Annotated in this window: 18 protein-coding genes and 1 pseudogene; 11 read left to right on the top strand and 8 right to left on the bottom strand. The window is 68.6% G+C overall.

Going from position 1 to position 22,774, the window contains the following annotated elements; translation table 11 throughout:
• Nucleotides 1-155: 155 nt before the first annotated feature.
• A complete protein-coding gene (locus MKK82_RS18040) occupies nt 156-680 on the top strand; it encodes an HAD domain-containing protein (RefSeq protein ID WP_279603103.1) in 525 nt (174 codons plus the stop codon).
• 251 nt (nt 681-931) lie between these two features.
• Nucleotides 932-1,669, top strand: coding sequence for a hypothetical protein (locus MKK82_RS18035; protein ID WP_238285756.1), 738 nt, complete (start codon nt 932-934; stop codon nt 1,667-1,669).
• A gap of 28 nt (nt 1,670-1,697) precedes the next feature.
• On the opposite strand, the pseudogene MKK82_RS18030 reads toward MKK82_RS18035, so the two are convergent.
• The 3 genes and pseudogenes from MKK82_RS18030 to MKK82_RS18020 all read right to left on the bottom strand — a co-directional run bounded on the left by MKK82_RS18030 (nt 1,698) and on the right by MKK82_RS18020 (nt 6,568).
• Nucleotides 1,698-4,871 (bottom strand): annotated as a pseudogene (locus MKK82_RS18030) (efflux RND transporter permease subunit).
• A 147-nt stretch (nt 4,872-5,018) separates the two neighbouring features.
• Nucleotides 5,019-6,227: an efflux RND transporter periplasmic adaptor subunit gene (locus MKK82_RS18025; protein ID WP_279603102.1), complete on the bottom strand. Its 1,209-nt coding sequence runs from the start codon at nt 6,225-6,227 to the stop codon at nt 5,019-5,021.
• A gap of 23 nt (nt 6,228-6,250) precedes the next feature.
• Complete coding sequence (locus MKK82_RS18020) at nt 6,251-6,568, bottom strand: hypothetical protein (protein ID WP_238285759.1); 318 nt, start codon at nt 6,566-6,568, stop codon at nt 6,251-6,253.
• A gap of 680 nt (nt 6,569-7,248) precedes the next feature.
• Here MKK82_RS18020 and MKK82_RS18015 point away from each other — a divergent pair.
• Together MKK82_RS18015 and MKK82_RS18010 are read left to right on the top strand one after the other, a co-directional pair.
• Complete coding sequence (locus MKK82_RS18015) at nt 7,249-8,367, top strand: metallophosphoesterase (RefSeq protein ID WP_238285761.1); 1,119 nt, start codon at nt 7,249-7,251, stop codon at nt 8,365-8,367.
• Nucleotides 8,368-8,446: 79 nt separating this feature from the next.
• Entirely contained in the window at nt 8,447-9,433 is a 987-nt protein-coding gene (locus MKK82_RS18010; protein WP_243986421.1) for an NAD(P)H-binding protein, read from the top strand.
• Nucleotides 9,434-9,661: 228 nt separating this feature from the next.
• Here the strand turns inward: MKK82_RS18010 and MKK82_RS18005 are convergent, their stop codons facing one another.
• Nucleotides 9,662-10,657 (bottom strand): helix-turn-helix domain-containing protein, encoded by a 996-nt coding sequence (locus MKK82_RS18005; protein ID WP_238285765.1) that lies wholly within the window; start codon nt 10,655-10,657, stop codon nt 9,662-9,664.
• Between the two features lie 660 nt (nt 10,658-11,317).
• Here MKK82_RS18005 and MKK82_RS18000 point away from each other — a divergent pair.
• Entirely contained in the window at nt 11,318-12,886 is a 1,569-nt protein-coding gene (locus MKK82_RS18000; protein ID WP_238285767.1) for an alpha/beta hydrolase domain-containing protein, read from the top strand.
• A 912-nt stretch (nt 12,887-13,798) separates the two neighbouring features.
• Here MKK82_RS18000 and MKK82_RS17995 read toward each other — a convergent pair.
• The 4 genes from MKK82_RS17995 to MKK82_RS17980 all read right to left on the bottom strand — a co-directional run bounded on the left by MKK82_RS17995 (nt 13,799) and on the right by MKK82_RS17980 (nt 17,171).
• Nucleotides 13,799-14,485 carry an alpha/beta fold hydrolase gene (locus tag MKK82_RS17995; protein ID WP_243986419.1) on the bottom strand — a complete coding sequence of 229 codons (687 nt, stop codon included), beginning with the start codon at nt 14,483-14,485 and terminating at the stop codon, nt 13,799-13,801.
• Nucleotides 14,485-15,390 carry an alpha/beta fold hydrolase gene (locus tag MKK82_RS17990; RefSeq protein WP_243986417.1) on the bottom strand — a complete coding sequence of 302 codons (906 nt, stop codon included), beginning with the start codon at nt 15,388-15,390 and terminating at the stop codon, nt 14,485-14,487. The genes MKK82_RS17995 and MKK82_RS17990 overlap by 1 nt, the downstream gene beginning before the upstream one ends.
• Nucleotides 15,391-15,441: 51 nt before the next feature.
• On the bottom strand, nt 15,442-16,524 hold the full coding sequence (locus MKK82_RS17985; RefSeq protein WP_243986416.1) for a catalase family protein: 1,083 nt from the start codon (nt 16,522-16,524) through the stop codon (nt 15,442-15,444).
• 77 nt (nt 16,525-16,601) lie between these two features.
• Nucleotides 16,602-17,171 carry a type 1 glutamine amidotransferase domain-containing protein gene (locus MKK82_RS17980; RefSeq protein WP_243986414.1) on the bottom strand — a complete coding sequence of 190 codons (570 nt, stop codon included), beginning with the start codon at nt 17,169-17,171 and terminating at the stop codon, nt 16,602-16,604.
• Nucleotides 17,172-17,336: 165 nt separating this feature from the next.
• On the opposite strand from MKK82_RS17980, the gene MKK82_RS17975 reads away from it, so the two are divergent.
• The 6 genes from MKK82_RS17975 (at nt 17,337) to MKK82_RS17950 (ending at nt 22,318) form a co-directional block, all read left to right on the top strand.
• Entirely contained in the window at nt 17,337-18,413 is a 1,077-nt protein-coding gene (locus MKK82_RS17975) for a catalase family protein (protein WP_243986412.1), read from the top strand.
• A 14-nt stretch (nt 18,414-18,427) separates the two neighbouring features.
• Nucleotides 18,428-18,724 carry a hypothetical protein gene (locus MKK82_RS17970; RefSeq protein ID WP_243986410.1) on the top strand — a complete coding sequence of 99 codons (297 nt, stop codon included), beginning with the start codon at nt 18,428-18,430 and terminating at the stop codon, nt 18,722-18,724.
• A 25-nt stretch (nt 18,725-18,749) separates the two neighbouring features.
• A complete protein-coding gene (locus MKK82_RS17965) occupies nt 18,750-19,166 on the top strand; it encodes an ester cyclase (protein ID WP_243986409.1) in 417 nt (138 codons plus the stop codon).
• 46 nt (nt 19,167-19,212) lie between these two features.
• Nucleotides 19,213-20,313, top strand: coding sequence for an NAD(P)-dependent alcohol dehydrogenase (locus tag MKK82_RS17960; protein ID WP_243986407.1), 1,101 nt, complete (start codon nt 19,213-19,215; stop codon nt 20,311-20,313).
• Nucleotides 20,314-20,492: 179 nt separating this feature from the next.
• Nucleotides 20,493-21,629 (top strand): alpha/beta hydrolase, encoded by a 1,137-nt coding sequence (locus MKK82_RS17955; protein WP_243986406.1) that lies wholly within the window; start codon nt 20,493-20,495, stop codon nt 21,627-21,629.
• A gap of 224 nt (nt 21,630-21,853) precedes the next feature.
• Nucleotides 21,854-22,318: a MarR family winged helix-turn-helix transcriptional regulator gene (locus MKK82_RS17950; RefSeq protein WP_243986405.1), complete on the top strand. Its 465-nt coding sequence runs from the start codon at nt 21,854-21,856 to the stop codon at nt 22,316-22,318.
• Nucleotides 22,319-22,774: the final 456 nt, after the last annotated feature.

The following is a 22,774-nucleotide window of genomic DNA, read 5'->3' as shown; positions in this document are numbered from 1 at the left end:
CCTTTGGAGCCGCGGGCGTGCCGGCGTTCGCCCCGGGACCGGGGCCACGCGTCGCGCCGGCTGCTGGCGCAGAGGTCCTGGTCCGCCCGCGGGTCGGCCCGATCCGCCCTGGACGGCCACAGCGTTGCGCTGTAGCCGTGCAGCGGCGGCACAGGATGGCTGCAGCGGACGGGATCGGCCTCTTGGACGAACGAAGGGGCGGGAAACGACCGACACTCTATCTCGACGTGGACGGCGTCGTGACGACGGTCGGCTATCAGCGGCAGGCGGGCACGGACAGACTGAATCCGGTCCAGGTTGCACGGGTGGCCGCCCTGGTGCGGGAGTTCGACGCGTGGGTCGTCGTGTCCTCGACCTGGCGGATCGCAGATTGTCGTCCGACCCTGGTGGAAGCCGGCCTGCCGGTGAACTGCTTCCACCCCGACTGGCGGACCGCGATCCTGCCCACCAGTCGGGATGCCGGGACGGGCGGAATGCTTCCCGCCGAGCAGGCCAGACGCGGCGACGAGATCGCCGAGCACGCAGGCCGGAACGGCATCACGGAGTACCTCGTCCTCGACGACGTCGAGGTCGGCGCCGCTCATGCCGGCCGGCATGTCCGACCCGACCCGGAACTTGGACTGCGCGAAGCCGATTGCATCCTCGCGCGAAAACTCATCGCGCGGGCGAAAGCAGCTTGATGGACGATGCGTCAGGACGGCGCACGGAAGTCGTCCCACGGTTTAAACTTGCTCAGCACTTGAACTTCTGACGAGCACAGCTCATTGCATGACGGTGATGTGACGGTCGCGTCACGCCGCTCCCGACATCGACAGGGTCGTCCCGACCTGCGCCGGACCTGCCCGTCCGGCCGCCCCCGTGACGCTGCGCCTGTGCAGCCTCTGAGGGCGCGTCGCGTCGGATCACCGATCGGCAGGAAGGAGGGGCTGCGATGCTTCGTTTCAGAAACCGGCTCCGGATGTCGAGCCCTTCGCTGGCCGCCCTGGGTATTGTCGAACGCTCGGCCGCGAAGGCGCACGCCTCGCTCATCGCCGCCGGCTGGGCCGAGATCGGCTACGGCTACCATGGCTCCGTCCACGCGCACCCGAACCACCCGGACATCGTCGTTCGCCTCGCCCGCAAGGCCGACGGCTTCGGTGACTACGTGGCCCTCCTCCGCAGAGGGTTCGCGGGTTCCGACGGCCCGCACGCGCCCCGAGTCCACGACCTCCACGTCAGCCGCTGCGGTGCGCTGATGACGGTCAGCGCACGGCTGACGGATCCGACGCCCGATACGTGGTGGCTGGCCTACGCCCACGCCGTCCTGGTGGATCATCCGGGCGTCGTGCTGGACGAGGGCGTCCGTGACCGGTTCAAGGCGGCGTGGCCTGCCCATGAACCCGCGGTCGACCATGCGAGCTTCGACGGCGTCCGGGAGAGCTTCAGGGCTGCGTGGCCCGGCTACGAGGCCTACGTGGCCAGCCTGCGCGCCGCGTCTCCGCGCGCGCTGGATCCGAATGTCGGCAACGTGCTGGTCGGCCGCGACGGCAGTCCCGTCGTCAATGACCCGTTGTGCGACGACGGGTTCGGCCTGTGGCGCTCGCCGCTCTCGCGCCTGACGGCGCGGTTCTCGAATGCCCTGCGTCGGGTGCGGGGCGAGCTGCGTGGCCGGACGCCCGCGGCCGCCTGATTGCACCGGCCGCGCGGTCCCATCGCCCTCAGATGCGTTCGGCGGCCGACGAGGGCATGCCGCCCTGGAGGGGCTGCCGGCCCCGCGCGCGGCGCTCCTCGATGCGCTGCAGGATGACGTAGAAGGACGGCACGAACAGCACCGCCAGGCAGGTCGAGGCGAGCATTCCGCTGAAGACGGTGATGCCGATCGACTTGCGGGCCGCGGCCCCGGCCCCGGAGGCGGTGACGAGGGGCAGGACGCCGAGGATGAAGGCGAACGAGGTCATCAGGATCGGGCGGAAGCGCAGCCGCGCCGCCTCCACGGCAGCGGCCGCGATGTCGAGGCCGGCCTACCGCTTCTCGCGGGCGACCTCGACGATCAGGATGGCGTTCTTGCTCGCCAGCGCGATCAGCAGGATCAGGCCGATCTGCGTGTAGAGGTTGTTGGCGACGCCGAGCAGCAGCAGCGCCCCGACCGTGCCCAGGAGCGCCAGCGGCACCCCGAGCAGGACCGCCAGCGGCAGGATCCAGCTCTCGTACTGGCCGGCCAGGACCAGGTAGACGAGGAGGATGGCGAGCCCGAACACGAGGTAGATCTGCGCGCCGACGGCCTTCTCCTGGTACGACATCGCCGTCCAGTCGTAGCCCGTGCCGGGCGGCAGCACCTTGGCGGCGATCTGCTGCATCAGGTCCAGCGCCTGCCCGGAACTGAAGCCCGGCGCCGCCCCGCCCACGATCGTGGCCGTCGGGTAGAGGTTGTAGAGGCTGATCAGGGACGGGCCCTGCACGGACTTGATCTCCACGACGGTGCCGAGCGGCACCATCGCCCCGTTGCCGGCGCGCACCTTCAGGTTCTCGACGTCCTCGGGGCGGAGCCGGTAATCCGGCGCGGCCTGCACGTAGACCTGGAAGGTCCGGCCGAACTTGTTGAACTGCGTGACGTAGGACGATCCGACATAGCTCGAGAGCGTCGAGAAGACCTGCCCGACCGTCACGCCGAGCGCCTCGGCCTTGATCCGGTCCACCGCGATCGCGATCTGCGGCACGCCGGCCCGGAACGAGGTGTTGAGCTTCCGCAGACCGGATTGCGCGTTCCCGTTGGCGACGATCGTCCGGGCGAGGCTCTCCAGCAGGGGATAGTCGAAGTCGCCGTTGCGCAATTCCACCTGCAGGGTGAAGCCGCTGGCATTGCCGATGCCCTGGATCGGCGGCGGGATGAGCACGAAGGTCGCGGCGTCCTCCACGCCCTCCAGCATCGTGTTGAAGCGCTCGTAGAGGCTGCGCAGGTCCTGGCCCTTCGCCTTGGCCCGGACGTCCCAGTTCTTGAGAACCACGTAGGCGACGCCGGCATTGGGCAGGGTGGCGTTGGAATCGAGGACCGAAAGGCCGCTGATGGTGAGCACGTTGTCGACGCCGGGCATCGCCTTCGCCTGCGCGCTGATCCGCTGCATCACCGCGTCGGTGCGCTCCTTCGAGGCCCCGTCCGGCAGCTGCGCGCCGATGAGGACGTAGCCCTGATCCTCGGTGGGCAGGAAGGCGGTGGGCAGGCGGGTCAGTCCCCATCCGGCGAGCCCGATCAGCAGGAGCGCCAGGGCGACCATGAGGCCGCTGCGCCGGACCATGTGGGCGATCAGCCGGGCGTACCCGTTCTCGAGGACGCCGTAGACGCGGTTGAAGCCGCGGTAGAACGCGTTGCGCTTCTCCGGCGGCACCGGCTTGCGCAGCCACAGGGCGCACTGGGTTGGCTTCAGGGTGGCGGCGTTGACCGCGCTGATCAGCGCGGTGGCGGCGATCACCAGGGCGAACTGCTTGTAGAGCTGCCCGGTCAGGCCGGGCAGGAACGCGGCCGGCACGAAGACCGACATGAGCACCAGGGTGATGCCGATGATCGGGCCGAACAGCTCCTCCATCGCCTTCTCGGCCGCCGCCCGGGGCGAGAGGCCCTCGTCGATATGGTGGGACACCCCCTCGACGATCGCGATGGCGTCGTCCACCACGATGCCGATGGCCAGCACGATGGCGAACAGCGTCGAGAGGTTCACGCTGAAGCCCATCGCCGCCATGGCCGCGAAGGCGCCGATGATGGTCACCGGCACCGTCGTCGCCGGCACCAGCATGGCGCGCCAGTCCTGCACGAAGACCAGGATGACGATCAGGACCAGGACGGCGGCCTCGAACAGCGTCCTGTAGACTTCGTGGATCGAGGCCTGCACGAACGCCGTCGTGTCGAACGGGATGGCGTAGACGAGGCCCGGCGGGACGGTCTTCGCGAGCTCGGTCATCCGGGTGCGGACCGCGCTCGCCACCGTGAGCGCGTTCGCTTCGGGCAGCTGGTAGATGCCGATGCCGGCGGCGGGCTGTCCGTTCAGCGTGAAGGACTGGCTGTAGGTCTGCGCGCCGAGCTCGACCCGGCCGACGTCGCGCAGGCGGGTGATGCGGCCGCCATCCTGCGCGTCCGCCTTGATGACGATGTTCTCGAAGTCCGGGGCGTTGTTGAGCCGCCCGTTGACGTTGAGGGTGTACTGGAAATCCTGGCCGGCCGGGACCGGCGGCATCCCCACGGCACCCGCGGTGACCTCCTGGCTCTGCTGCTGCACGGTGTTGATGATGGCCTCGGGGGTGAGCCCCCGGGCCTGGACCAGATCGGGGTCGAGCCAGATCCGCATGGCGTACTGGCCGGCGCCGAACACCGTGACGTTGCCGACGCCGGGCAGCCGGGCCAGCTCGTTCTGAACGTTGATGACGCCGTAATTCGACAGGAACAGGCTGTCGAACTTCCCGTCGGGGGCGAACAGGGTCACGAATTGCAGGACCGCGGTGGATTTCTTCTGGGTCGTGACGCCCTGGACCTGGACCGCCTGCGGCAGCGACGACATCGCGATCGCGACGCGGTTCTGCACCAGGACCTGCGCCTGATCGCCGTCCGTCCCGATCGCGAAGGTGACCGTGAGGGTGTAGGTGCCGTCGCTCGCGCTGGTCGACTGCATGTAGAGCATGCCCTCGACGCCGTTGACCTGCTGCTCGATCGGCAGCGCCACCGTGTCGACCACCGTGCGGGCGCTCGCGCCCGGATAGCGGGTGGTGACCTGGACCGTCGGCGGCACGACGTCGGGATACTGCGACACCGGCAGGGTGAGCAGCGACACCGCGCCGATCAGCACCATGACCAGGGCCAGCACGTTGGCCAGGACCGGCCGCTCGATGAAGAAGCGCGAGATCATGCCGTTGGCCCTCGGTGCCGGCCCCTCAGGAGCGGCCCGCCGGATCGGCGGACTGCGGTTGTCTGCATGCCGATCGCCGGTCGCCGGGAGGATCGGCGCCTCGGATCCTCGGCCGCCTCGGCTCTGCCGGGACCGTGGGCCGAGGCCTCACCGCTGAGGCGGCGCCGGGTCTGACGAGGCCACCGCCACTTTCTGGGGCGCGACCTTGGCCCCGGGGATGGCCCGCTGGATTCCGTCCGTGACGACCCAGTCGCCGGGCGCGAGCCCCGTCGCGATCACCCGGTAGCGGCCGTCCCGCGGACCGAGCGTCACCACCCGCTGGGCGACCGTGTCGTCGGCTCCGACCGTGAGCACGTAGCTGCCCTGCTGGTTGGTCCCGATGGCGTCGTCGCGGACCAGCAGGGCCTTGTCGTCGCGGCCGACCGGGATCCGGACCCGCACGAACAGGCCCGGGAGGAGGGCGTGGTCGCCGTTCTCGATGAGCGCCCGGGCCATCAGCGTGCCGGTGGACGGGTCGACCTGCGGCGCGAGGTAGTCGAGCTTGCCGGTATGCGGGTAGCCGGTCTCGGTCTGCAGGCCGATCTCGACCGGGATCCTGGACAGGTCGCCCAGCCCGCGCTGCGTCGCCAGCAGGTGCTGCTTGACCAGCAGCACCTGCTGCTCGCTGACGTTGAAGTAGACGTAGAGCGGATCGATGCGCACGAGCTGCGCCAGCTTGGTCGGCCCGCTGATGCCGACCAGCGCCCCGACATCCGCCAGGTGGTTGGTGACCACGCCGTCGAAGGGTGCGGAGACCTGCGTGTAGCCGAGGTTGATGGTGGCGATGTCGAGGTTGGCCTGCGCCTCCATGACGGCGGCGCTGGCCTGGTCCATCTTGGTCTTCGCGTCCTCCACCCGGGCCTGCGAGGCGAATTCCTGCCGTCCCAGGGTGGACTGGCGCTGGTACTCGGACTGCGTGTTCGCCAGGGCGGCCTGCTGCGCCGCCAGGGCGCCCTGCGCCTGCTTGAGCTGCGCCTCGTAGGTGTTGCGCTGGATGGAGAAGAGCGGCGCGCCCTTCTTCACCACGGCGCCGTCCGTGTAGGTGATCGCCTCCAGAAAACCCTGGACCCGCGCCTCGAGATCGACCGCCGCGAACGCCGTGGTGTTGCCGGTGAGCTCGAAGTAGCGCGTCACCGTGCGCACCACCGGCTGCGCGACCGAGACGCTCGGCGGCGGCGGCGGGACGTACTGGTTGGCGTCGCGACACCCGGCGGCCAGCGCCGCGACCGCGGCCCCGAGCAGGAGGCGGGCGAGTCCTGGAAGCTGTGGCACGATCGGCACGGGCTGGCCCTTACCCTGAGATCGCTGCGGGACCATCCTGGGTCGCGGTTCCGCCGCGGCTACCACGTGTCCTCGGCCTTGGCCTCCCGGGCGAGGGTCAGGCATTCGAGCAGGTCGACATAACTGGGCAGGCCGTCGAGCTGCGCTTCCGCCGTGCAGCGTGTCCGGTCGCCGGACGGGAAGCGCGCCCATTGCTTGGCCACCTGGGCGCGCGCCGACGCCTCGTCGGCGAGGCAGAGTTTCTGCCGTCGGGGATCGAGGCTCATCAGCGTCGTGGCCGCCCGACAGCTTGGTCCGACATCGAAGACCGGCATCCGGTCGGCCACCGGCACCGCCAAAGTCAGCTCCATCAGCAGGGCGGGAAAAGCGATCATCATGGTCGATACGCCTTCGAGTCGCACGCCGATCGGGCAATCCGATCGATCCGAGCTGCGGCAGCCCGTGACAGCTTCTGCGCTCCGCGATGTCGCGGTCTCTCGGCGCAAGACAGGCCTGATTCGGTCTCCGCTCAGTATCGGTATCACAACTTCCGGTTTGTCTCAGGGTGAACGATATTTTTTCACAGTGGTTTTCTACCGACGTCTGTTCTCGTAGTTTGTCATGCGACCGATGGCTCTACGCGTTCAATGATCCGTAAAGACAGGAACTCGGTCGGCATATGTCCGGATGGTCTTGAGCACTCCTATGGCGCCGGATCAAGATTTACTCTCGAATTAGTGCTGTAAATCTACACTGCGGCTTATAACAATGTATACGGTTTCGATCGGAACGCGCGTCGTCCGGCCTGGAGCCCGCTGGCCAGGGCACCCGCAGCCTGCGCCGGACGAAGGTCGCCCTGACCGGCCGGGGAACCGACAACCTTCGCGCCTGTCGGCGTCCTGGTCCTGCCGAACGGCCGAGCATCGTGGGCCGCCTCGGCGTCGCGGCGGACGACGCACCGGTGCCGTCCGGACAGTCCGACATCGGATGAGTACCGCGGCAGACGCGATGGAAGCCGCGCCCGGGGGGGCAGGGCGCAAGCTTTGCTTTACGGATGCCGCTCGCCATGTAGCGGCCCATGATCCGACTGATCCCCAGCCTGCCTGCCCTCTACGTCGCCGCACGCGTCGTGTGGCCGAGCCCGTGGCCGCTCGCGCTCAAGCTCGGCGTCACCCTTCTCCTGCTCGCGGCGTCCCAGTATCACCTCTGGAGCCGCCTCTCCTCGGGGTCTGTCTTCGCGCCGGAGTTCCCGCGCCCCGTCGTCATCCTGTTCAACTGGGCGTTCGGTGCGCTCGCCCTGGCGGCGCCGATGCTCCTCGCCCTCGATGCCGCGGCGCTGGTTTGCGGGGTCCTGCCCGGAAGCGGATGGGCGATCCCCCTCGAAGCGCGCTACGCGGCGGCCCTCGCGGCCGTGGCGCTGGCGGCAGCGGCCGTGTCGCAGGCCGTGCGCGTGCCGCCGCTGAAGGAGGTCGCCGTGACGATACCGGACCTGCCCCTCGGCTTCGACGGCTACACGATCCTCCACCTCTCCGATCTGCACATCAGCCGCCTGTTCCCGATGCGATGGGCGCAGGCCGTCGTCGCGCGTGCCAACGCCCTCGGGGTCGATCTGGTCGTGGTGACCGGCGACTTCATCGACGGCTCGCTCGCGGCCCGGCGGACCGACGTCGAGCCGCTGCGCGGCCTGCGGGCCCGGGACGGCGTCTGGGCCGTGCCGGGCAACCACGAGTACTTCTTCGACTACGGGGCCTGGATGCGCCACCTCGCCGGCCTGGGGATCCGCGTGCTGGCCAACGCCCACATGGTCCTCAGGCGCGGTGGCGGTGCGCTCGTGGTGGCCGGCGTCACCGACCGCTCGGCACGCGCCACGGGCCACCCGAGGCCGGACCTCGCCGCCGCGCTGGCGGGCGCGCCCGCGGAGGCGCCGGTGGTGCTCCTGGACCACCAGCCGGCGAACGCCGCGCGGGCGGCCGCCCACGGGGTGAGGCTGCAACTGTCCGGGCATACCCATGGCGGCATGATCCGCGGCTTGGACAGGCTGGTGGCGCGGGGCAATGCGGGGTTCGTCTCCGGGGCGTACCGGGTCGGAGGCATGCTACTCTACGTCAGCAACGGCACCGCGCTGTGGCCGGGCTTCGCGCTTCGGCTCGGCCGCCCCTCGGAGTTGACGCGGATCACCCTGCGGGCCTCCGCGTAGCCCCGCCCGGGCCCTCCGGCGGGGCGCCGCAGGGTGGGGGCGCCGCGCGCGGAGGGCGAAGCGTCGGGATGGAGCGATCATGACGGCGGAGCGATCGGAGGGGGCGGGACAACGCCGCGTCCTCGTTCTGGGGGCGACCGGCACGATCGGTCGGGCAACCGTGCGGGCGCTGGTGTCCCGCGGTCATGCGGTCGTCTGCCTCGTCAGGCGTCCTGCCGGCACCGCCGGCGTCGCGGGCGCCACCGAGCGGATCGTGGATCTGGCCGATCCCCTGTCCCTGGCGCGCGACGGTATCCGCGGCGAGCGGTTCGACGTGTTGGTCTCGTGCCTCGCGTCGCGAACCGGATTGCCCGACGACGCCTGGGCGATCGATTACGGCGCGCAGGTGCACGCCCTTCACGCGGGCCGGGCGGCCGGTGTGACGCAGGTCGTGCTCCTGTCGGCGATCTGCGTGCAGAAGCCGAGCCTCGCCTTTCAGCACGCCAAGCTGGCCTTCGAAGCGGTGCTGATCGCTTCGGGGCTCGACTACACGATCGTACGGCCGACGGCCTTCTTCAAATCGCTCTCGGGGCAGATCGATCGCCTGAAGCGCGGCAAGCCGTTCCTGGTGTTCGGCGACGGAACTCTGACGGCCTGCAAGCCGATCAGCGACGACGATCTGGGCCGCTACCTCGCGGACTGCCTCGACGACTGGGAGCGGCGCAACCGCGTGCTGCCGATCGGCGGGCCGGGCGAAGCGATCACGCCGAAGGCGCAGGGCGAGCGGCTCTTCGCCCTCCTGGGGCGCGAGCCGCGCTTCACGCACGTCCCGGTGAGGCTGCTGGATGTGATCGTCACGGTGCTGGCGACGATCGGACGATGGGTGCCGGCCCTGGCCGCCAAGGCCGAACTCGCGCGGATCGGCCGCTATTACGCGACCGAATCCATGCTCGTGCTGGATCCGGTGACGGGGCGATACGATGCCCAGGCCACCCCTTCGACGGGGTCGGAGACGCTGTTCGACTATTACGCCCGCGTGATCCGCGGCGAGGCGGCCGCGGAGCGTGGCGACCACGCGGTATTCTGACGATGCTCCGATCTGGGGACGCCCGTGGCCTCGGCGCGCTTCCGATGCGGTTGGAGTGCTGCCGGCCCGCCTCCGAGCGGCATGCGCGCCGAGCGGACGGGGTCGTCCGGCCCGGTCTCATCCCAGGCCGGGCCGGCTGAACGGCGTCGGGCCTGTCCAGGGACGGGCATCGGCCGGCTGCCCGCGGCTTCCGGCCGACGGGCCGTGCCTTCCTCGATGACGGATCGCTCAGGCCGCGCCCAGACCGCTCGCGGAGCCGCGGCCTGAGCGATCCGCCAGCACGGCAGCGCTCCTGTAGTCACGCGGATTCAGGCCGTGGCGAGCTTTGAAGCGACGGGAGAAGTGCGCCTGGGTGGTGAAGCCGCACTCGTACGCCACGACCCCGATCGGGACTGCGAAGCCGTCCGGATCGGCCAAGCGCTCGGCGGCGACCGTTAGACGACGGTCCCAGATGTATTCGGAGATGTGCCGGCCGCGCTCGTGGAACAACTCCTGTAGCCGGCGCAGCGACACGCCGACCGCGGCGGCAAGCTGCGGTGGATCGAGGCTCGGGTCCGCGAGGTTCGCCTCGACGAAGGCCTTGGCGCGCTGGACCGTGGCGCTGCCGTGGACGGTACGGGGGACCTCCCGGGCCAGTCGATCGGCGAAGCTGGCCACGATCAGGTCGGTGCCGATCTCGGCCATGCGGGCGGCCGCCTCCGCGTCGAGCCGGTCGCGAACGCCGATCAGGTCGCGAAAGAACGTTTGCGCCAGGAATGTAGAGCCGGCATCGGCTTCGAGGGTGAGCGCCGTGTAGAGCCGGGTCGGGCCCAGGACGCTCTCCAGGCGCGAACGGGGCAATTCGAAGAACAGGTACTGGCTGTCGGCGTCCGACGCGACGACGCCGGGTCGCTGGTCGAGCACGACGATGTCGCCCGGCCCCTGGACCGAGCACCGGTCGTCCTGAAGGCTCGTCGTGCCGCCGGCGATCACGAAGGCGACGCAGACCATGCCCTCAGACCGCCGACGCCGGAGCGTGGTGGGTGTCGCCTCGCTCCGGACGGATCTCTGCGCGATGCGGCTGATGACGAGCGGGCCGATTTCGGCGATCTCCAGACGCGCCGCGAAGGGGGAGTCGTCGAGACGCTGTTGTTCGATGGGCTCGCACTGGTCGAACAGTGTTTCCCGCCAGAGCGTGAAGCTGTTTCGTGGATGAAGCCCAGCGGTCGTGAAGAGCGTGTGCATCGACAGTCCGGAACCCACTTGCCCCGATCGCGGGAGCGCGGGCCGTTCCCGCCTTAGATTGTATATAATCTGCAGTGACAATCCCGTCGCGTCCGCCAGTGTCCGCCCTTGGGGCGCCCGTCCTCATCCCCTCTGCGGATGCCGCCCCGCCCGGAGGCCTGATCTGCACGACCGTACCGGCGGCGAGGGCGGGGCAGGGCCCGCGCCGCTCCCCTGCGGGGTTGCGCTGCGGCCGGCCCTTCGACCGGGGTGCGACGGCCGGGATCGTTTCGGGGCGGAGACGGGTGCGCGCTCAGTCGATGGCGGGCGCGCTCGCGCGATTGTGACGAAGCCGGAGCAGATTGCAGACCGACGCGACATTCGTTCGGGAGCTCCGAGCGGCAAGCCCGTCCCGGGCGCTCGGTCCCTGAAGACGGCTCGCCCTCACGGCGTGCTCGCCCTCTGATCCCTCCTCGAAGGGCAGGGCGCCGTCGACGATGCCGGACATGGGCCGGGACCGGATCCTGGGACGCCCGAACCGGCCTGTCGGCCGCCGGGGCTTCGAGGCCGGTTCTCGCCAGGGCGCCGCCATCACCGGCCCAGGGCCCTCTCGACCGTCGCCCGGTAACCGCTGGCCATCGGCGAGCCGTCGCGCCAAGCTGTGCGGAACAGGGGAACGCCATGAAAAGCCTTCTGCGCGCGGCCGCGCTGCTCGTCCTCGCGTTCGCCGGCGGCGCTGCGCAGGCCAAGGTTACACGGCTCGAGATCGCCTCTCGGCAGGCCTACGGTTCGTTCAAGGCCGGCGACTACGTGCGCCTGGATGGGCGCATCGCCGGGGAGCTCGCGCCCGACGCCTCCGACATTCCCGATCTCGGCAAGGCGACCCGCACGGCCGCCGGTCAGGTCGCCTACAGCGCGCGCATCATCCTGTTCATCCCCGTGGACCCCGCCGCAGGCAATGGCGCGCTGCTCGTCGACGTGCCCAATCGCGGCAAGGCCTACGCTAATGCGCTCTACAACAGCCCGCGCACCCGCCCCATGCCGTCCGGCACCCTCGATGCCGGCACCGGCTTCCTGGAGGATCGCGGCTTCGCCGTCGCCGAGGTGTACTGGGAGCTTGGACAGGGGGCGGATCTGCCCGCCTTCACCGACGCCGACGGGACGCGGCGCTTCGTCGAGGGCGTCGGCTTCGCCATCGTGCGCGATGCCGCCGACTTCCTGGCACATGCCGCGGCCGACACGGCCGGGACGCCGAACCCGCTGGCCGGGACGATCAGCCGGACGCTGGCCACCGGCAAGTCGCAGGACGGCCGCTTCCTGAAGACGTTCCTGCTCCACGGCTTCAACGTCGCGGAGGGGCGCCGGGTGTTCGACGGCCTGCACGTCTTCGTCTCCGGCGCCGGGCTGCTGCCGATCCTGCGATCGGGCACCGGGCCGGACTCGAGCGCCGACAAGACGCCGAACTTCGCCGATCCGGACTACCCGGGCGTCCATGACGGCCCGCTCACAATCGGCGCGATCGTGGCCGCGGTGGAGGCCCGGGGCGAGGTCCCCCCGAAGATGATGCTGCTCAATTCGACGGTCGACTACAGCTCGCTGCGCGCCTCCCTCGGCCGGAGCGGCGCGCACGGCACCGCCGACCTGCCGCTCCCGCCGAGCGTGCGGATGTACGATGTCGCCGGCGCCTCGCACGTCACCGTCGTGAAGGCTCCGGCCTGCGACCTGCCGCCGGGGCGGCTCGACTGGGCGCCCGTCGCCCGCGCGACGCTGCAGCGGCTGGACGACTGGGCCGCACGCAACGAGGCGCCCCCCGCCACGCGGCTGATGCCGCTCCAGCCCGCCAGGGATGACCCAAGCGTCCTTCAGGCGCCGAAAAACCTCCCCGCGGCCGTCGTCCAGGTGCCGCAGCGCGACGCGGACGGGAATCCCATCGGCGGCGTGCGTCTGCCGGACATCGCGGTACCGTTGGGCGTGCACGGCGGCCAGAACGCGCCGTTGACGACCTTCACGTGTTCGCTGGTCGGCGCGTACCAGCCGTTCGCGTCGACTCAGGCGGCGCGCGACGGCAGGCACCCGTCCCTGGCCGAACGGTACGCGGATCAGCAGGATTACGTGAACAAGGTCCGCGTCGCGGCCCGCGCGGCGGTCGCGGACGGCTTCCTGCTGCCGGAGGATGCAGCCGTCATCGTCAACGCGGCTGCCGAGAGCCCGGTCGTCGAGCAGAAGGCGCAGGCCGGGCCGCCCCGCTGACCCGCACCCCTGTTGGACGCGCGACGCTGGCCTCAGCCATGGCGATGCGAGGCCAACCTATGGGCGGCCACCGCCCGTCGCGGGCATCGAACCCGCGCCGCGTCCTCACGACAGAACCAGTCTCCGACCGGCCGCGGGCGGACGTCCCGGGAAGCGACGATGGCGGCTGCGGATCGGCGATCGATCTCGGCCCCGAGCCGGTCGCGAGATCGCCCCGGAGGATCGCAGGAAGCCCCGTGGGCCCCGCTAAGTCCCGGCCGCCGCAGCACTATCGCTGCCGAGCGTCGGGCGCTGACTTTTCACCAGGAAAGCCTGGTGGAGCTGAGGGGACAGTAACCCTCGTATCGCTCAAGTACCTGCGGAAGCTACTAAGTCTTGTAAGCCAACAGCTTGCTGGGATTGAGCCTGGGATATGCCTGGGATTTTCAGCAAAGCGATCGACGATGTAACCCCCGGCCGCGCATCGCCCTGCCGGTCACCGACGCGGGCCTGCCAGCTGACATGAATGGCGGGCAGATCGCGGATGCGGACCGGGTTCGCCGTCCTGAGCCTAAGATCTGATCAGCATGGACCGCGATCCATCGCGCCGGCTGAAGGTGGATGCGATCACTGTGAATAAGCGCCGAACCGGGTCCCTCGCTAAAGGACGGTAACGTTCTCAACCAACGACCGTTTTTCGTCTGGTGGCGGGGTCCCGGTCGGCGCCGACCGGGACCGTGCTCCCTCTTCGATTTCCCAAGCAAGTACAACGCGCTGTCTTAACTTTGGTCGAGGGTCCCGCTTCACTGCCGATCGTCATCCGGAACGTCACGTCCTCCGAGACCTCATGCATCATCGCTTCGGTGAATGGGGCAAAGGCGCACTGAACGCCGGCCAGGGCGAGAACCGGCATCGTGAGCTTCCCGTCGCGCTTCACCTCGGCTCGGTTGTGCGCGTCATCGGCCGGGAAGGCGCGGTAGAGCTCGAACCCGGCCCGCATCGCGCCCGGTCGCGAGAAGGCTCGCACGTAGCGTTGGATCGCGTCCGGACCGATGGCCTCCGTGTCGTAGGCGAGATCCTGGTAGAAACGCTCAGGTAAAGCTGTTCGCGCCCGGCGGTGAGCAACTCGGGCACGTCCGGCGCGCGGTGGAACTGGAAGTGCCAAAGCCGGTCGGTATCACCCAGCGCCGTCTGGTAGGCATCGGTGCCCGGAAGCGGCGCCTCCATCGCGACGAGCCGTTCGGTCTGCTCCTGGAAGCGGCGGGCAAAGGCATAGGCGACCATCATGCCGATGTCGTGCCCGACCATCGTCACCGGCTGCGTCAGTCCGAGATGGCCATACAGCAACGCGTGCAGGTCACCGGCCATCGTATGCTTGTCGTAGCCTCCCGGCGGCTTCGAGGCCCCCCCGGCGCCGCGGCAGTCCGGCACCACGACACGAAAGCCGGCGCGGACCAACAGCGGCACGACACGACGCCACGCGTAGGCCGTTTCGGGATAGCCATGGACCAGCACGATAACACGCTCGCCTTCGCCGGCTACGCCGTAGTGCAGGCGCATGCCGGGTTCGATCTCAGCCGAATCCCACTCGACCGCCGCGCCGTCCCATACGTCACGCATCACCGGGCTCCCTCGTTGCCCTCCGTGGACCGGAAGTGCCGGACGAGCGCCGCCGCGACGACGTCCGGAGCCTCCCGCGGGGCGAAGTGGCCTACCCCGTCCAGGGTGATGAACTCGAAGGGTCCGGAGAACTTCGACGGTACGTCCTTGCTCGCCTCCGGCGGGTTCACGCCGTCGACGGCGCCCTGGATGTAGAGGGTCGGGGTCGACAGGGTCTTGGTCGCCTTCACCTGCGCCTCAAGCTCGGCCGAGCGCGGGTCCGGTTCGGCCTCGTCCCAGCGCGCCTGGTAGGAGTGCAACGTGACGTCGACAAAGTCCGGGTTCTCCCAGGACGCGGCGACCGCCGCGAACGTCGCCTCGTCGTACCAGCCGGGCAGGCTCCAGTTGTTCCACATGATGCGGCCGAACCCCTTCGGATCGGCCCGCACGGCGTCCTGGCCGCGCTTGGTTGCCTGGAACCAGTGGTACCACTGGCGCTGGCACTGCGGGAACGGCGGGGTCGGCATGCCGCCGAGCCGCGACGGGGTCGAGAGCATTGCCATCCGGGTCACACGCCTGGGCCAGCCGACCGCCATGGCCTCAGCAGCGTTCGAGCCCCAGTCGTGGTCGGCGACCATGAAGGTCTCGACCCCGAGGACGTCCATCAGGTCGACGGCGTCATGGGCCAGGATGCCGGAGTTGCCGGTGCGCGGCGTGTCGGACGAGCGGAACCGCGTACATCCGAAGCCCCTCAACTCCGGCGTCACCGTCCGGAAGCCTGCCTCGTTCAGATGCCCGGCCACGGTCGTCCAGGCCGTGGCGTCGTCCGGCCAGCCATGGAGCAGAAGGACAGTAGGTCCGTCCGCCGGCCCCGCCATGTCGACGTTCACATCCAGAAGCGTGGTTTTGACCTGTTGCTCGCTCACGCGGAGCCTCCTTCGGCAGGGCTATGCTCACCGGCGTCCGAAACGCCGGTCCTAGGCCGGGATGCGGTCGATGCTCGCGGTATCCTCCTCCGCCACGCCGTTCTCGCGATGGCGGAAGGCGCTGAGGGCTTGGTAGACCTGGAGCCGCGCGCGCATCACCGATCCGAGCGGCCGGTGTGCTGCGAGGCTGTGGGCGGGCCGGAAGGTCATCACCTCGTCGAAGTATCGAACCCGGTCCGGTGCGTAGGCATCCTGACGCGGCAGACGCAGCGTCGCGACGGTGCGGTAGGGGCTGATCGAGACCGGCCAGTCAACCGAGGCGTCCTCGATGGGCTGCCGCTCGGCATCGGCCCAGAGCTGGGCCTTCAGTTCGAAGACCACCTCGTGGTCTCGGAAGAAGGCGACCGTGGCGTGGCGGAAGCCGTCCTCGTCCTGGTGCGGGTCGAGGCGCCATTCGGACAGTGCGCGCTGACTTTCCGTCGACGGAACGGCCCCGAGCTTGGCGACGTAGTCGCCGTAGCGGACCGGCGCCTGGCTGAAGTAGCTGTCGGCCAGGGGATGGCTGTAGGGATGGCCGAAGAAGTCGGCGAGCGCGCTCTCCGTCCCGAAGGCGTGCAAGGCACGGTTGAGGTTGCGCATGGTCGAGGAGACCGCGCTCTTGACCCCTTCCGGAAGCCCGGTCGACTTGCCGATGACCGTGCCGTCGCGCAGGAACCCGGCCGCCGTGCCGGAGGGGAAGGTGGTTCCGGTGGCGAGCACGAAGTCCTGGGTCTCGACGGCGTGGCCGGGCAACTTCTCGCCGGGGACGTCGAACACCTTGATCGACATGCCTCGATGGGTCGAAACGCGGTCGCCCAGGGTCTCGCCCGGCCCCTGCGCGAAGCGCACCGCGACGGGGTGGGTGCCGGGGTTAGCGAAGAGCCCTTGCGCCAGTTCGGCAGGTAAGCCCGCTGCAATCGTCAACTCGCCGGTGACGCAGGCCGAACTCTTGGCGTGGCTGGCGCGCACGGCATGGTGCTCGCGAGCCTCGACCGTTTCGGATTGTTGCGTCATCCCCTTGATGATCCCGTCGATAGTCTCCTGCTCGCCTTCGGCAGGCTTCTCGATGTCGGGGGCGTATCGAAGGTAGGTCATGGTCACCTCGCGTGATTGATGAGGGGCAACGCGGGTCGGCCGCAAAACCGTGCGACCGACCTCTGGAAGGAAACCCCTCAGACGCTGCGGGCCTGTGCGGGATGGCGTCCCTCTGCGAACTCCTCGACGATCTTGGCGCAGAAGGCCGGCAGGTCCTTCGGGTTGCGGCTGGTCACTAGGCCCTTGTCCGTGACGACCTCCCGGTCGACCCAGTTGCCACCGGCGTTCCGGATGTCGGTCTGAAGCGTCGGGAACGAGGTGAGCGTACGGCCCTTCACGACATCAGCCTCGACCAGCGTCCAGGGGCCGTGGCAGATCACGCCGACCGGCTTGCCCTGGGCGAAGAAGTCCCTGACGAACGCGACCACCGCCTTGCTCGCCCGAAGCTTGTCGGCGCCGACGCAGCCACCCGGGATGACGAGCCCGTCGTAATTGGAGGCCGAGGCGCCCTCGATGGTCGCGTCGACGGCGTAGCGGCCTGCCGGGTCCAGGTCGTTGTTGATCGTCTCGGCTTCCCCGCCCTCCAATCCGATCACCGTGACGCTCGCCCCGGCCTTCGTCACCGCGTCGCGCGGTTGAACGAACTCCGGCTCTTCTGTCCCGCGCGGGGCGATCAGGATGGCGATCTTTCGTCCTTGCAGGCTCATGTCTCTCTCCGTTTCCTGGCCGGATCGGACCCGCTCCCGGTGTGGCGGCCGTCGGCTCGGCGAACCCCATCGGAGGTACGTCACCGGCAATTCATTCACGCGTGATGGAACGGGGAACGACGAAGGAGGTTCATTTCCGAATTGCAGAAAACGGAGTTCCGAGCCTTGCAAGCCCCTGTCCGCTATAGCCCCGACGTCGAGGTCGTGAAGCCTGACGAAGGTAAGACCATCGAGGGACTGAACGAGACCTTCGACACGATCCTGCAGACGGTCGCGGACGACTCGGGCCATGCCGTCCGCTCCGTCCATGCCAAGGCGCACGGCATCCTGGAGGGCGTGCTGCAGATCGATCCCAATCTGCCGCCGGAACTGGCGCAGGGGCTGTTCGCCAAGCCCGGCGAGCACAAGGTCTACATGCGGATGTCGACCAACGCCGGCGACATCCTTCCCGACGCCGTCTCGCTGCCGCGCGGCCTCGCCCTGAAGGTCCTCGACGTCAAGGGCGAGCGCCTGCCCGTTGCCGAGGGCACCACGCAGAACTTCATCATGGTCAACGGCAAGGTCTTCCAGGCTCCGAACGCCGAGAAATTCCTGGGCAGCCTGAAGATGCTTGCCGGCACGACCGACCGGGTGGAGGGCTTGAAGGTCGCTGCCTCCACCGTGCTACGCGGCGTCAACAAGGCCCTGACGGCCGTGGGCATCGAAAGCCCGACCATCGGCGCGCTCGGCGGCGCGCCGAACGTCGATCCGCTCGGCGAGACCTACTACAGCGTCACGCCGTTCCGGTACGGCGACCACATCGCCAAGTTCTCGGTCGCCCCCGTCGCACCGGGCCTGACCGCGCTGACCGGCACCGAGATCGATGCCTCCGGCCGACCGAATGCGATCCGCGAGACGGTGCAGTCCGAGATGGAGGCCATCGAGGGCGTCTGGGAGTTCCGGGTCCAGCTCTGCCGCGACCTCGAACGCCAGCCCGTCGAGGACCCCACCGTCGAGTGGAACGAGGAGGAGGCGCCGTTCCAGCGGGTCGGCCTGATCACCGCCCGTCCCCAGGACAGTTGGGACGAGGCCCGCGTGCAGGCCGTGAACGAGGAGATGCGTTTCTCGATCTGGACCGGCCTCGCGGCGCACCGCCCGCTCGGCAACATCAACCGCGCCCGCAATGCCCCCTACAAGCACTCGGCCGAGTTCCGCCAGCGCTTCAACGGCTGCCCGATCCACGAGCCGGGTACCGGGCGCTGAGAACGGAGACGACGATGCGCGGCCTCATCTCGGGCGCGGTCCTGGCGGCGCTCGCCGTCATCGGATCCACGCAACTCCAGGCAGGGGACATCATGAAGACGGAACTCAAGCCGTACAACGTCACCATCCGGGTGTTCGACCCGACCAAAGGCGTGGGGAGCGGCCGGGACTACGTGCTGCCGGTCGACAGCCCGAACGTCGAGCACGCCATCGCCTCGACCACCGCCAACGCCGCCTCGTTCACGCGGAAGGCGGAGGGCGGAAAGGCCCTGCCGATCGCCTTCACCTGCATCAGGGTCGAGGCGCGCTGAGGCGACGATGGGCGGGGAGAAAACGATGTCGACGAAATCGAACAAGGATCTCGTGCGGGCGTACTTCGTCGCGTTCCGCGACCGGGACGAAGCGTGGTGGGACCGCTTCATTGCCCCGGACTTCGTGCGGCACGACCCCGGCCTCGACTTCGAGGTCCGCGGGCCGGCCGGCGTCGCCAAGCTCGGCAAGGTGCTGCATGGCGGCCTCTCGAACATCGAGATGCCCATTGACGAAGTCATCGCCGAGGGAGACCGCGTGCTCGCCCGCCTGCGCTTCCAAGGGCGTCACACCGGTGAGTTCCAGGGCATCCCGGCGACCGGCAAGGCGGTCGACATCGTGGTGATGGACTACTTCCGTATCGCGGACGGCATGCTGGCCGAGCACTGGGCGCTCATGGACAACCTGACGATGCTCAAACAGATCGGCGCGGTCGCCGCCTGAGGCCGCCTGCCCCACGAGACCACGAACCGTTACGAGGGAACGACGCATGATCAAGGCCCTGGGTTACGCCACCAAGCATTCCTTCACCGGGCTGAAGCCGCTGGCGTTCGAGCGTGAGGAGGCGGGGCCGAGCGAGGTCGAGATCGAGGTCCTGTACTGCGGCGTCTGCCACTCCGACATCCACCAAGCCGAGAACGATTGGGGCAACACCGTCTACCCATGCATGCCCGGTCACGAGGTCGTCGGACGGGTCGCGAAGGCAGGGTCGAGCGTCACGCGACACAAGGTCGGCGACCTCGTCGGCGTCGGTTGCATGATCGACAGCTGCCGCAAGTGCGAGCCGTGCACGGAGGGCGAGGAGCATTACTGTCAGGGACCGAACAGCTGGCTTGCGACCTACAACGGTCCGATGAAGCCCGCCGCCCAGGCCCCGGACGGGGAGAACTCGTATGGCCGCGACAACACATACGGCGGCTACTCCAACGTGGTCGTGGTGAAGGAGGATTTCGTCCTCAGGATCCCGGCGGCGCTCCCCGTGGAGGCAGCGGCACCGATCCTATGCGCGGGTGTCACGACCTACTCACCTCTCAAGCACTGGGGGGTGAAGGTCGGAAGCGTCGTGGGCATCGTCGGGTTCGGCGGCCTGGGCGACATGGCCGTGAAGCTCGCCCGTGCAATGGGTGCGGAGGTCACCGTGTTCACGACCTCCAAGGAGAAGGTCGCGGGCGCCGGGAAGCTTGGCGCCAGAGGCGTCGTCGAAGGCGACAAGGACGCCTACGCCGCGCTGGCCAACACCTTCGACTTCATCCTCTCGACCATTCCCGAGAAGCATAAGGTCGACCCCTTCGTGCCGCTCCTGAAGCGCGACGCCACCTACTGCGCCGTCGGGGCACTCGCGCAGATCCCCGGCTACAACAACATGCAGCTGGTCATGCAGCGCAAGAGCCTCGCCGGCTCTCTGATCGGCTCCATCGCCGAGACGCAGGAGGTGCTCGACTTCTGCGCCGAGCACGGCATCGCCCCGGACGTCCAGGTAATCCCGATCCAGGAGATCAACCAGGCCTACAAGCAGGTGAAGGAAGGCGACGTGCGCTTCCGCTACGTCATCGACATGGCCAGCCTGAAGCAAGAGATGGAAGCCGCCTGAGGCTGCCGGACAACGAAATCCACGCCCGTCCCGCGGGCGGGAAACGGCCATCGTTCCGGCTTCCGATGTTGCCTCCTTTCCAGACCTCGGTTTGGGGAACGGCAGGTAAGAGAGGTGGTCGGTGCGGTCGAGGATCGAGCAGCGATCCCAATTCATCCGATTCAACACAAGGAATTTCCATGCAGGTACGCACCAAGACGCATCGCATCGCCGCGCTCCTCGCCGGCACCGCCCTCCTGACGGCGTCCTCGGCCTGGGCGCAGGAGACGCCAACGATGAAGGATCGCCTCGACGGCGCCGTCTCGACGGTGACGGGGTCTCCGATGGCCGACATCGACCTCGACATGAAGCACGTGCTCGACGCGATGAAGAAGCTCGACCCGAAGCCGATCCCGAAGCTGTCGCCCCAGGAGGCCCGCAAGCAGCCAAGCGCCGCCGATGGCGTGAAAGAGCTTCTCAAGGAGCAGGGCAAGAGCACCGCCCCCGAGGCTGGCGTGAGCACGAAGGAACTGGCCTACGAGACCGCGGGCGGATCGCAGAAGGTCCGGATCTACACGCCCGACGGTGCCACCGGTCCGTTGCCGGTGGTGGTCTACTACCATGGCGGCGGCTTCGTGATCGCCGACATCGACACCTACGACGCGACGCCACGCGCCATCGCCAAGGGCGCGAAGGCCGTAGTCGTCTCGGTCGAGTATCGCCACGCGCCCGAGGCCAAGTTCCCCGCCCAGCAGGAGGATGCCTTCGCCGCCTACAAATGGGCGTTGGCGAATGCCAACAGCTTCGGCGGCGACCCCTCGAAGCTCGCGTTGCTGGGCGAGTCCGCCGGCGGCAACCTCGTGACCAACGTCGCCATCGCGGCCCGCGACGGAAACGTCGAGAAGCCGCTCCGGGTCGTGGCGGTCTATCCGATGGCCGGAACCAACCTCGACACCCCATCCTACAAGGACAACGCGTCCGCCAAGCCGCTCGACAAGCCGATGATGGGCTGGTTCTACGACCAGACGGTCCGCAACGACGCCGACCGCTCGGACCCGCGCATCGACATCGTCGGCAAGGCCGATCTCAAGGGGCTGCCGCCGTTCACCGTTGTGACCGCGCAGATCGACCCGCTCCACGACGACGGCAAGATGCTCGCCGAGAAGCTCAAGGCGGCCGGTGGGCAGGTGACCTATCGCGACTATCCCGGCGTCACCCACGAGTTCTTCGGGATGGGCAACGTAGTCGCAAAGGCCAAGCAGGCCGAGGACGCCGTGATCGGCGACCTCAAAACGGCCTTCGCCGGAACCGTCACGGGTACGACGGCGCCTCGCTAGGTCGACGTGGAGAAAGCCGGCGAGCAGGTTTGGAGGTGACATCGGGGTCGGCTCAGATGATATCCGGGCTGACCCCGCATTGAACAAACGTAAGACGCGTCTTTGCAGGGGGATGCGATCTGCGCTGATGGTCGTACGATACATTCATGGCGATTTCCCTGAGACTGTGTCGGGGTGGCCGTTGGGCCTCGTCCTGATCATTCGGACTTGAACGGAGTTGGGTGATGGCTTCCCAGACGCCCGGGCTTCTATTGAACGACCAACTCTGCTTCGCGCTTTATGCCGCAACCAACGCGGTGGTGCGCGCCTACCGCCCCATGCTTGCAGAACTCGGCCTTACCTACCCGCAGTACCTCTTAATGCTGGCCTTGTGGCAGGATGGGAGCGGGTCAGTTCATGCACTGGCCGAACGGCTACGGCTCGGCCCCAATGCCATTACCCCGCTCGTCGACCGGCTTGAAGCGGCAGGTTTCGTGACCCGCGCGCGGGGTACCGACCGGCGTGTGGTGCTCGTCGCCCTGACGAAGACCGGTATCGGGCTTGAGGCCAAGGTGTCGGTGGCGCAGCAATCCGTCGTCTGCCGTGTCGGTCTTGCCGACCGGGATCTAGCCGCCCTTCGTAAGGAATTACAGGATCTGACCGACCGCCTTACTGCCACTGGCGAGGCACGCGAGAACGAGGCAACGTGACGGCAGGCTTGCACGACCGGTGCTCAGACTACGCCCTCCGGGGAGGCCATCAATCCGGAGCCCCTTGTTGACGCCCATGGCACTGGTATCCTGCTGGTCCAGAACGACACCGATGTCGGCGCCTCGGCCTCCCGCCACTGGCCGATCCGAGCTGTGATGGTCGAGATCGCCGACCAAGCGTTTGCCGAGCGTAGCGTCTACACTGCCCCGACGTTCGCCGGGTCGATCTCGCCCAACATAAGCCTATACCACCGGAACGGATGCCCGCCGCGGCGACGGCAAGAGAGAGCAATAGCCCGAGCTCCAACATGGCTTTGATCAGCCCCCATTGAAGTGGTCCGCCCTTTGGTATGGCTTTTGAGCTAGGAGGACGGACAAGATGGCAAAACACCCGAAGCCTGAGGAGATCGTTGCCAAGCTACGGCAGGCGGATGTGCTGATCTCACAGGGCCAGAG

The sequence above is a fragment of the Methylobacterium sp. E-046 genome (genome assembly GCF_022829625.1).
Lineage (GTDB): Bacteria > Pseudomonadota > Alphaproteobacteria > Rhizobiales > Beijerinckiaceae > Methylobacterium > Methylobacterium longum.
This window is presented reverse-complemented; position numbering and strand designations above follow the sequence as displayed.

Excerpts from the sequence above, each read along its gene's own strand:
- MKK82_RS18040 (WP_279603103.1), top strand. The coding sequence starts at position 156 with ATGGCTGCAGCGGACGGGATCGGCCTCTTGGACGAACGAAGGGGCGGG.
- MKK82_RS18035 (WP_238285756.1), top strand. The coding sequence starts at position 932 with ATGCTTCGTTTCAGAAACCGGCTCCGGATGTCGAGCCCTTCGCTGGCC.
- MKK82_RS18025 (WP_279603102.1), bottom strand. The coding sequence starts at position 6,227 with ATGGTCCCGCAGCGATCTCAGGGTAAGGGCCAGCCCGTGCCGATCGTG.
- MKK82_RS18020 (WP_238285759.1), bottom strand. The coding sequence starts at position 6,568 with ATGATGATCGCTTTTCCCGCCCTGCTGATGGAGCTGACTTTGGCGGTG.
- MKK82_RS18015 (WP_238285761.1), top strand. The coding sequence starts at position 7,249 with ATGATCCGACTGATCCCCAGCCTGCCTGCCCTCTACGTCGCCGCACGC.
- MKK82_RS18010 (WP_243986421.1), top strand. The coding sequence starts at position 8,447 with ATGACGGCGGAGCGATCGGAGGGGGCGGGACAACGCCGCGTCCTCGTT.
- MKK82_RS18005 (WP_238285765.1), bottom strand. The coding sequence starts at position 10,657 with ATGCACACGCTCTTCACGACCGCTGGGCTTCATCCACGAAACAGCTTC.
- MKK82_RS18000 (WP_238285767.1), top strand. The coding sequence starts at position 11,318 with ATGAAAAGCCTTCTGCGCGCGGCCGCGCTGCTCGTCCTCGCGTTCGCC.
- MKK82_RS17995 (WP_243986419.1), bottom strand. The coding sequence starts at position 14,485 with ATGCGTGACGTATGGGACGGCGCGGCGGTCGAGTGGGATTCGGCTGAG.
- MKK82_RS17985 (WP_243986416.1), bottom strand. The coding sequence starts at position 16,524 with ATGACCTACCTTCGATACGCCCCCGACATCGAGAAGCCTGCCGAAGGC.
- MKK82_RS17980 (WP_243986414.1), bottom strand. The coding sequence starts at position 17,171 with ATGAGCCTGCAAGGACGAAAGATCGCCATCCTGATCGCCCCGCGCGGG.
- MKK82_RS17970 (WP_243986410.1), top strand. The coding sequence starts at position 18,428 with ATGCGCGGCCTCATCTCGGGCGCGGTCCTGGCGGCGCTCGCCGTCATC.
- MKK82_RS17965 (WP_243986409.1), top strand. The coding sequence starts at position 18,750 with ATGTCGACGAAATCGAACAAGGATCTCGTGCGGGCGTACTTCGTCGCG.
- MKK82_RS17960 (WP_243986407.1), top strand. The coding sequence starts at position 19,213 with ATGATCAAGGCCCTGGGTTACGCCACCAAGCATTCCTTCACCGGGCTG.
- MKK82_RS17955 (WP_243986406.1), top strand. The coding sequence starts at position 20,493 with ATGCAGGTACGCACCAAGACGCATCGCATCGCCGCGCTCCTCGCCGGC.
- MKK82_RS17950 (WP_243986405.1), top strand. The coding sequence starts at position 21,854 with ATGGCTTCCCAGACGCCCGGGCTTCTATTGAACGACCAACTCTGCTTC.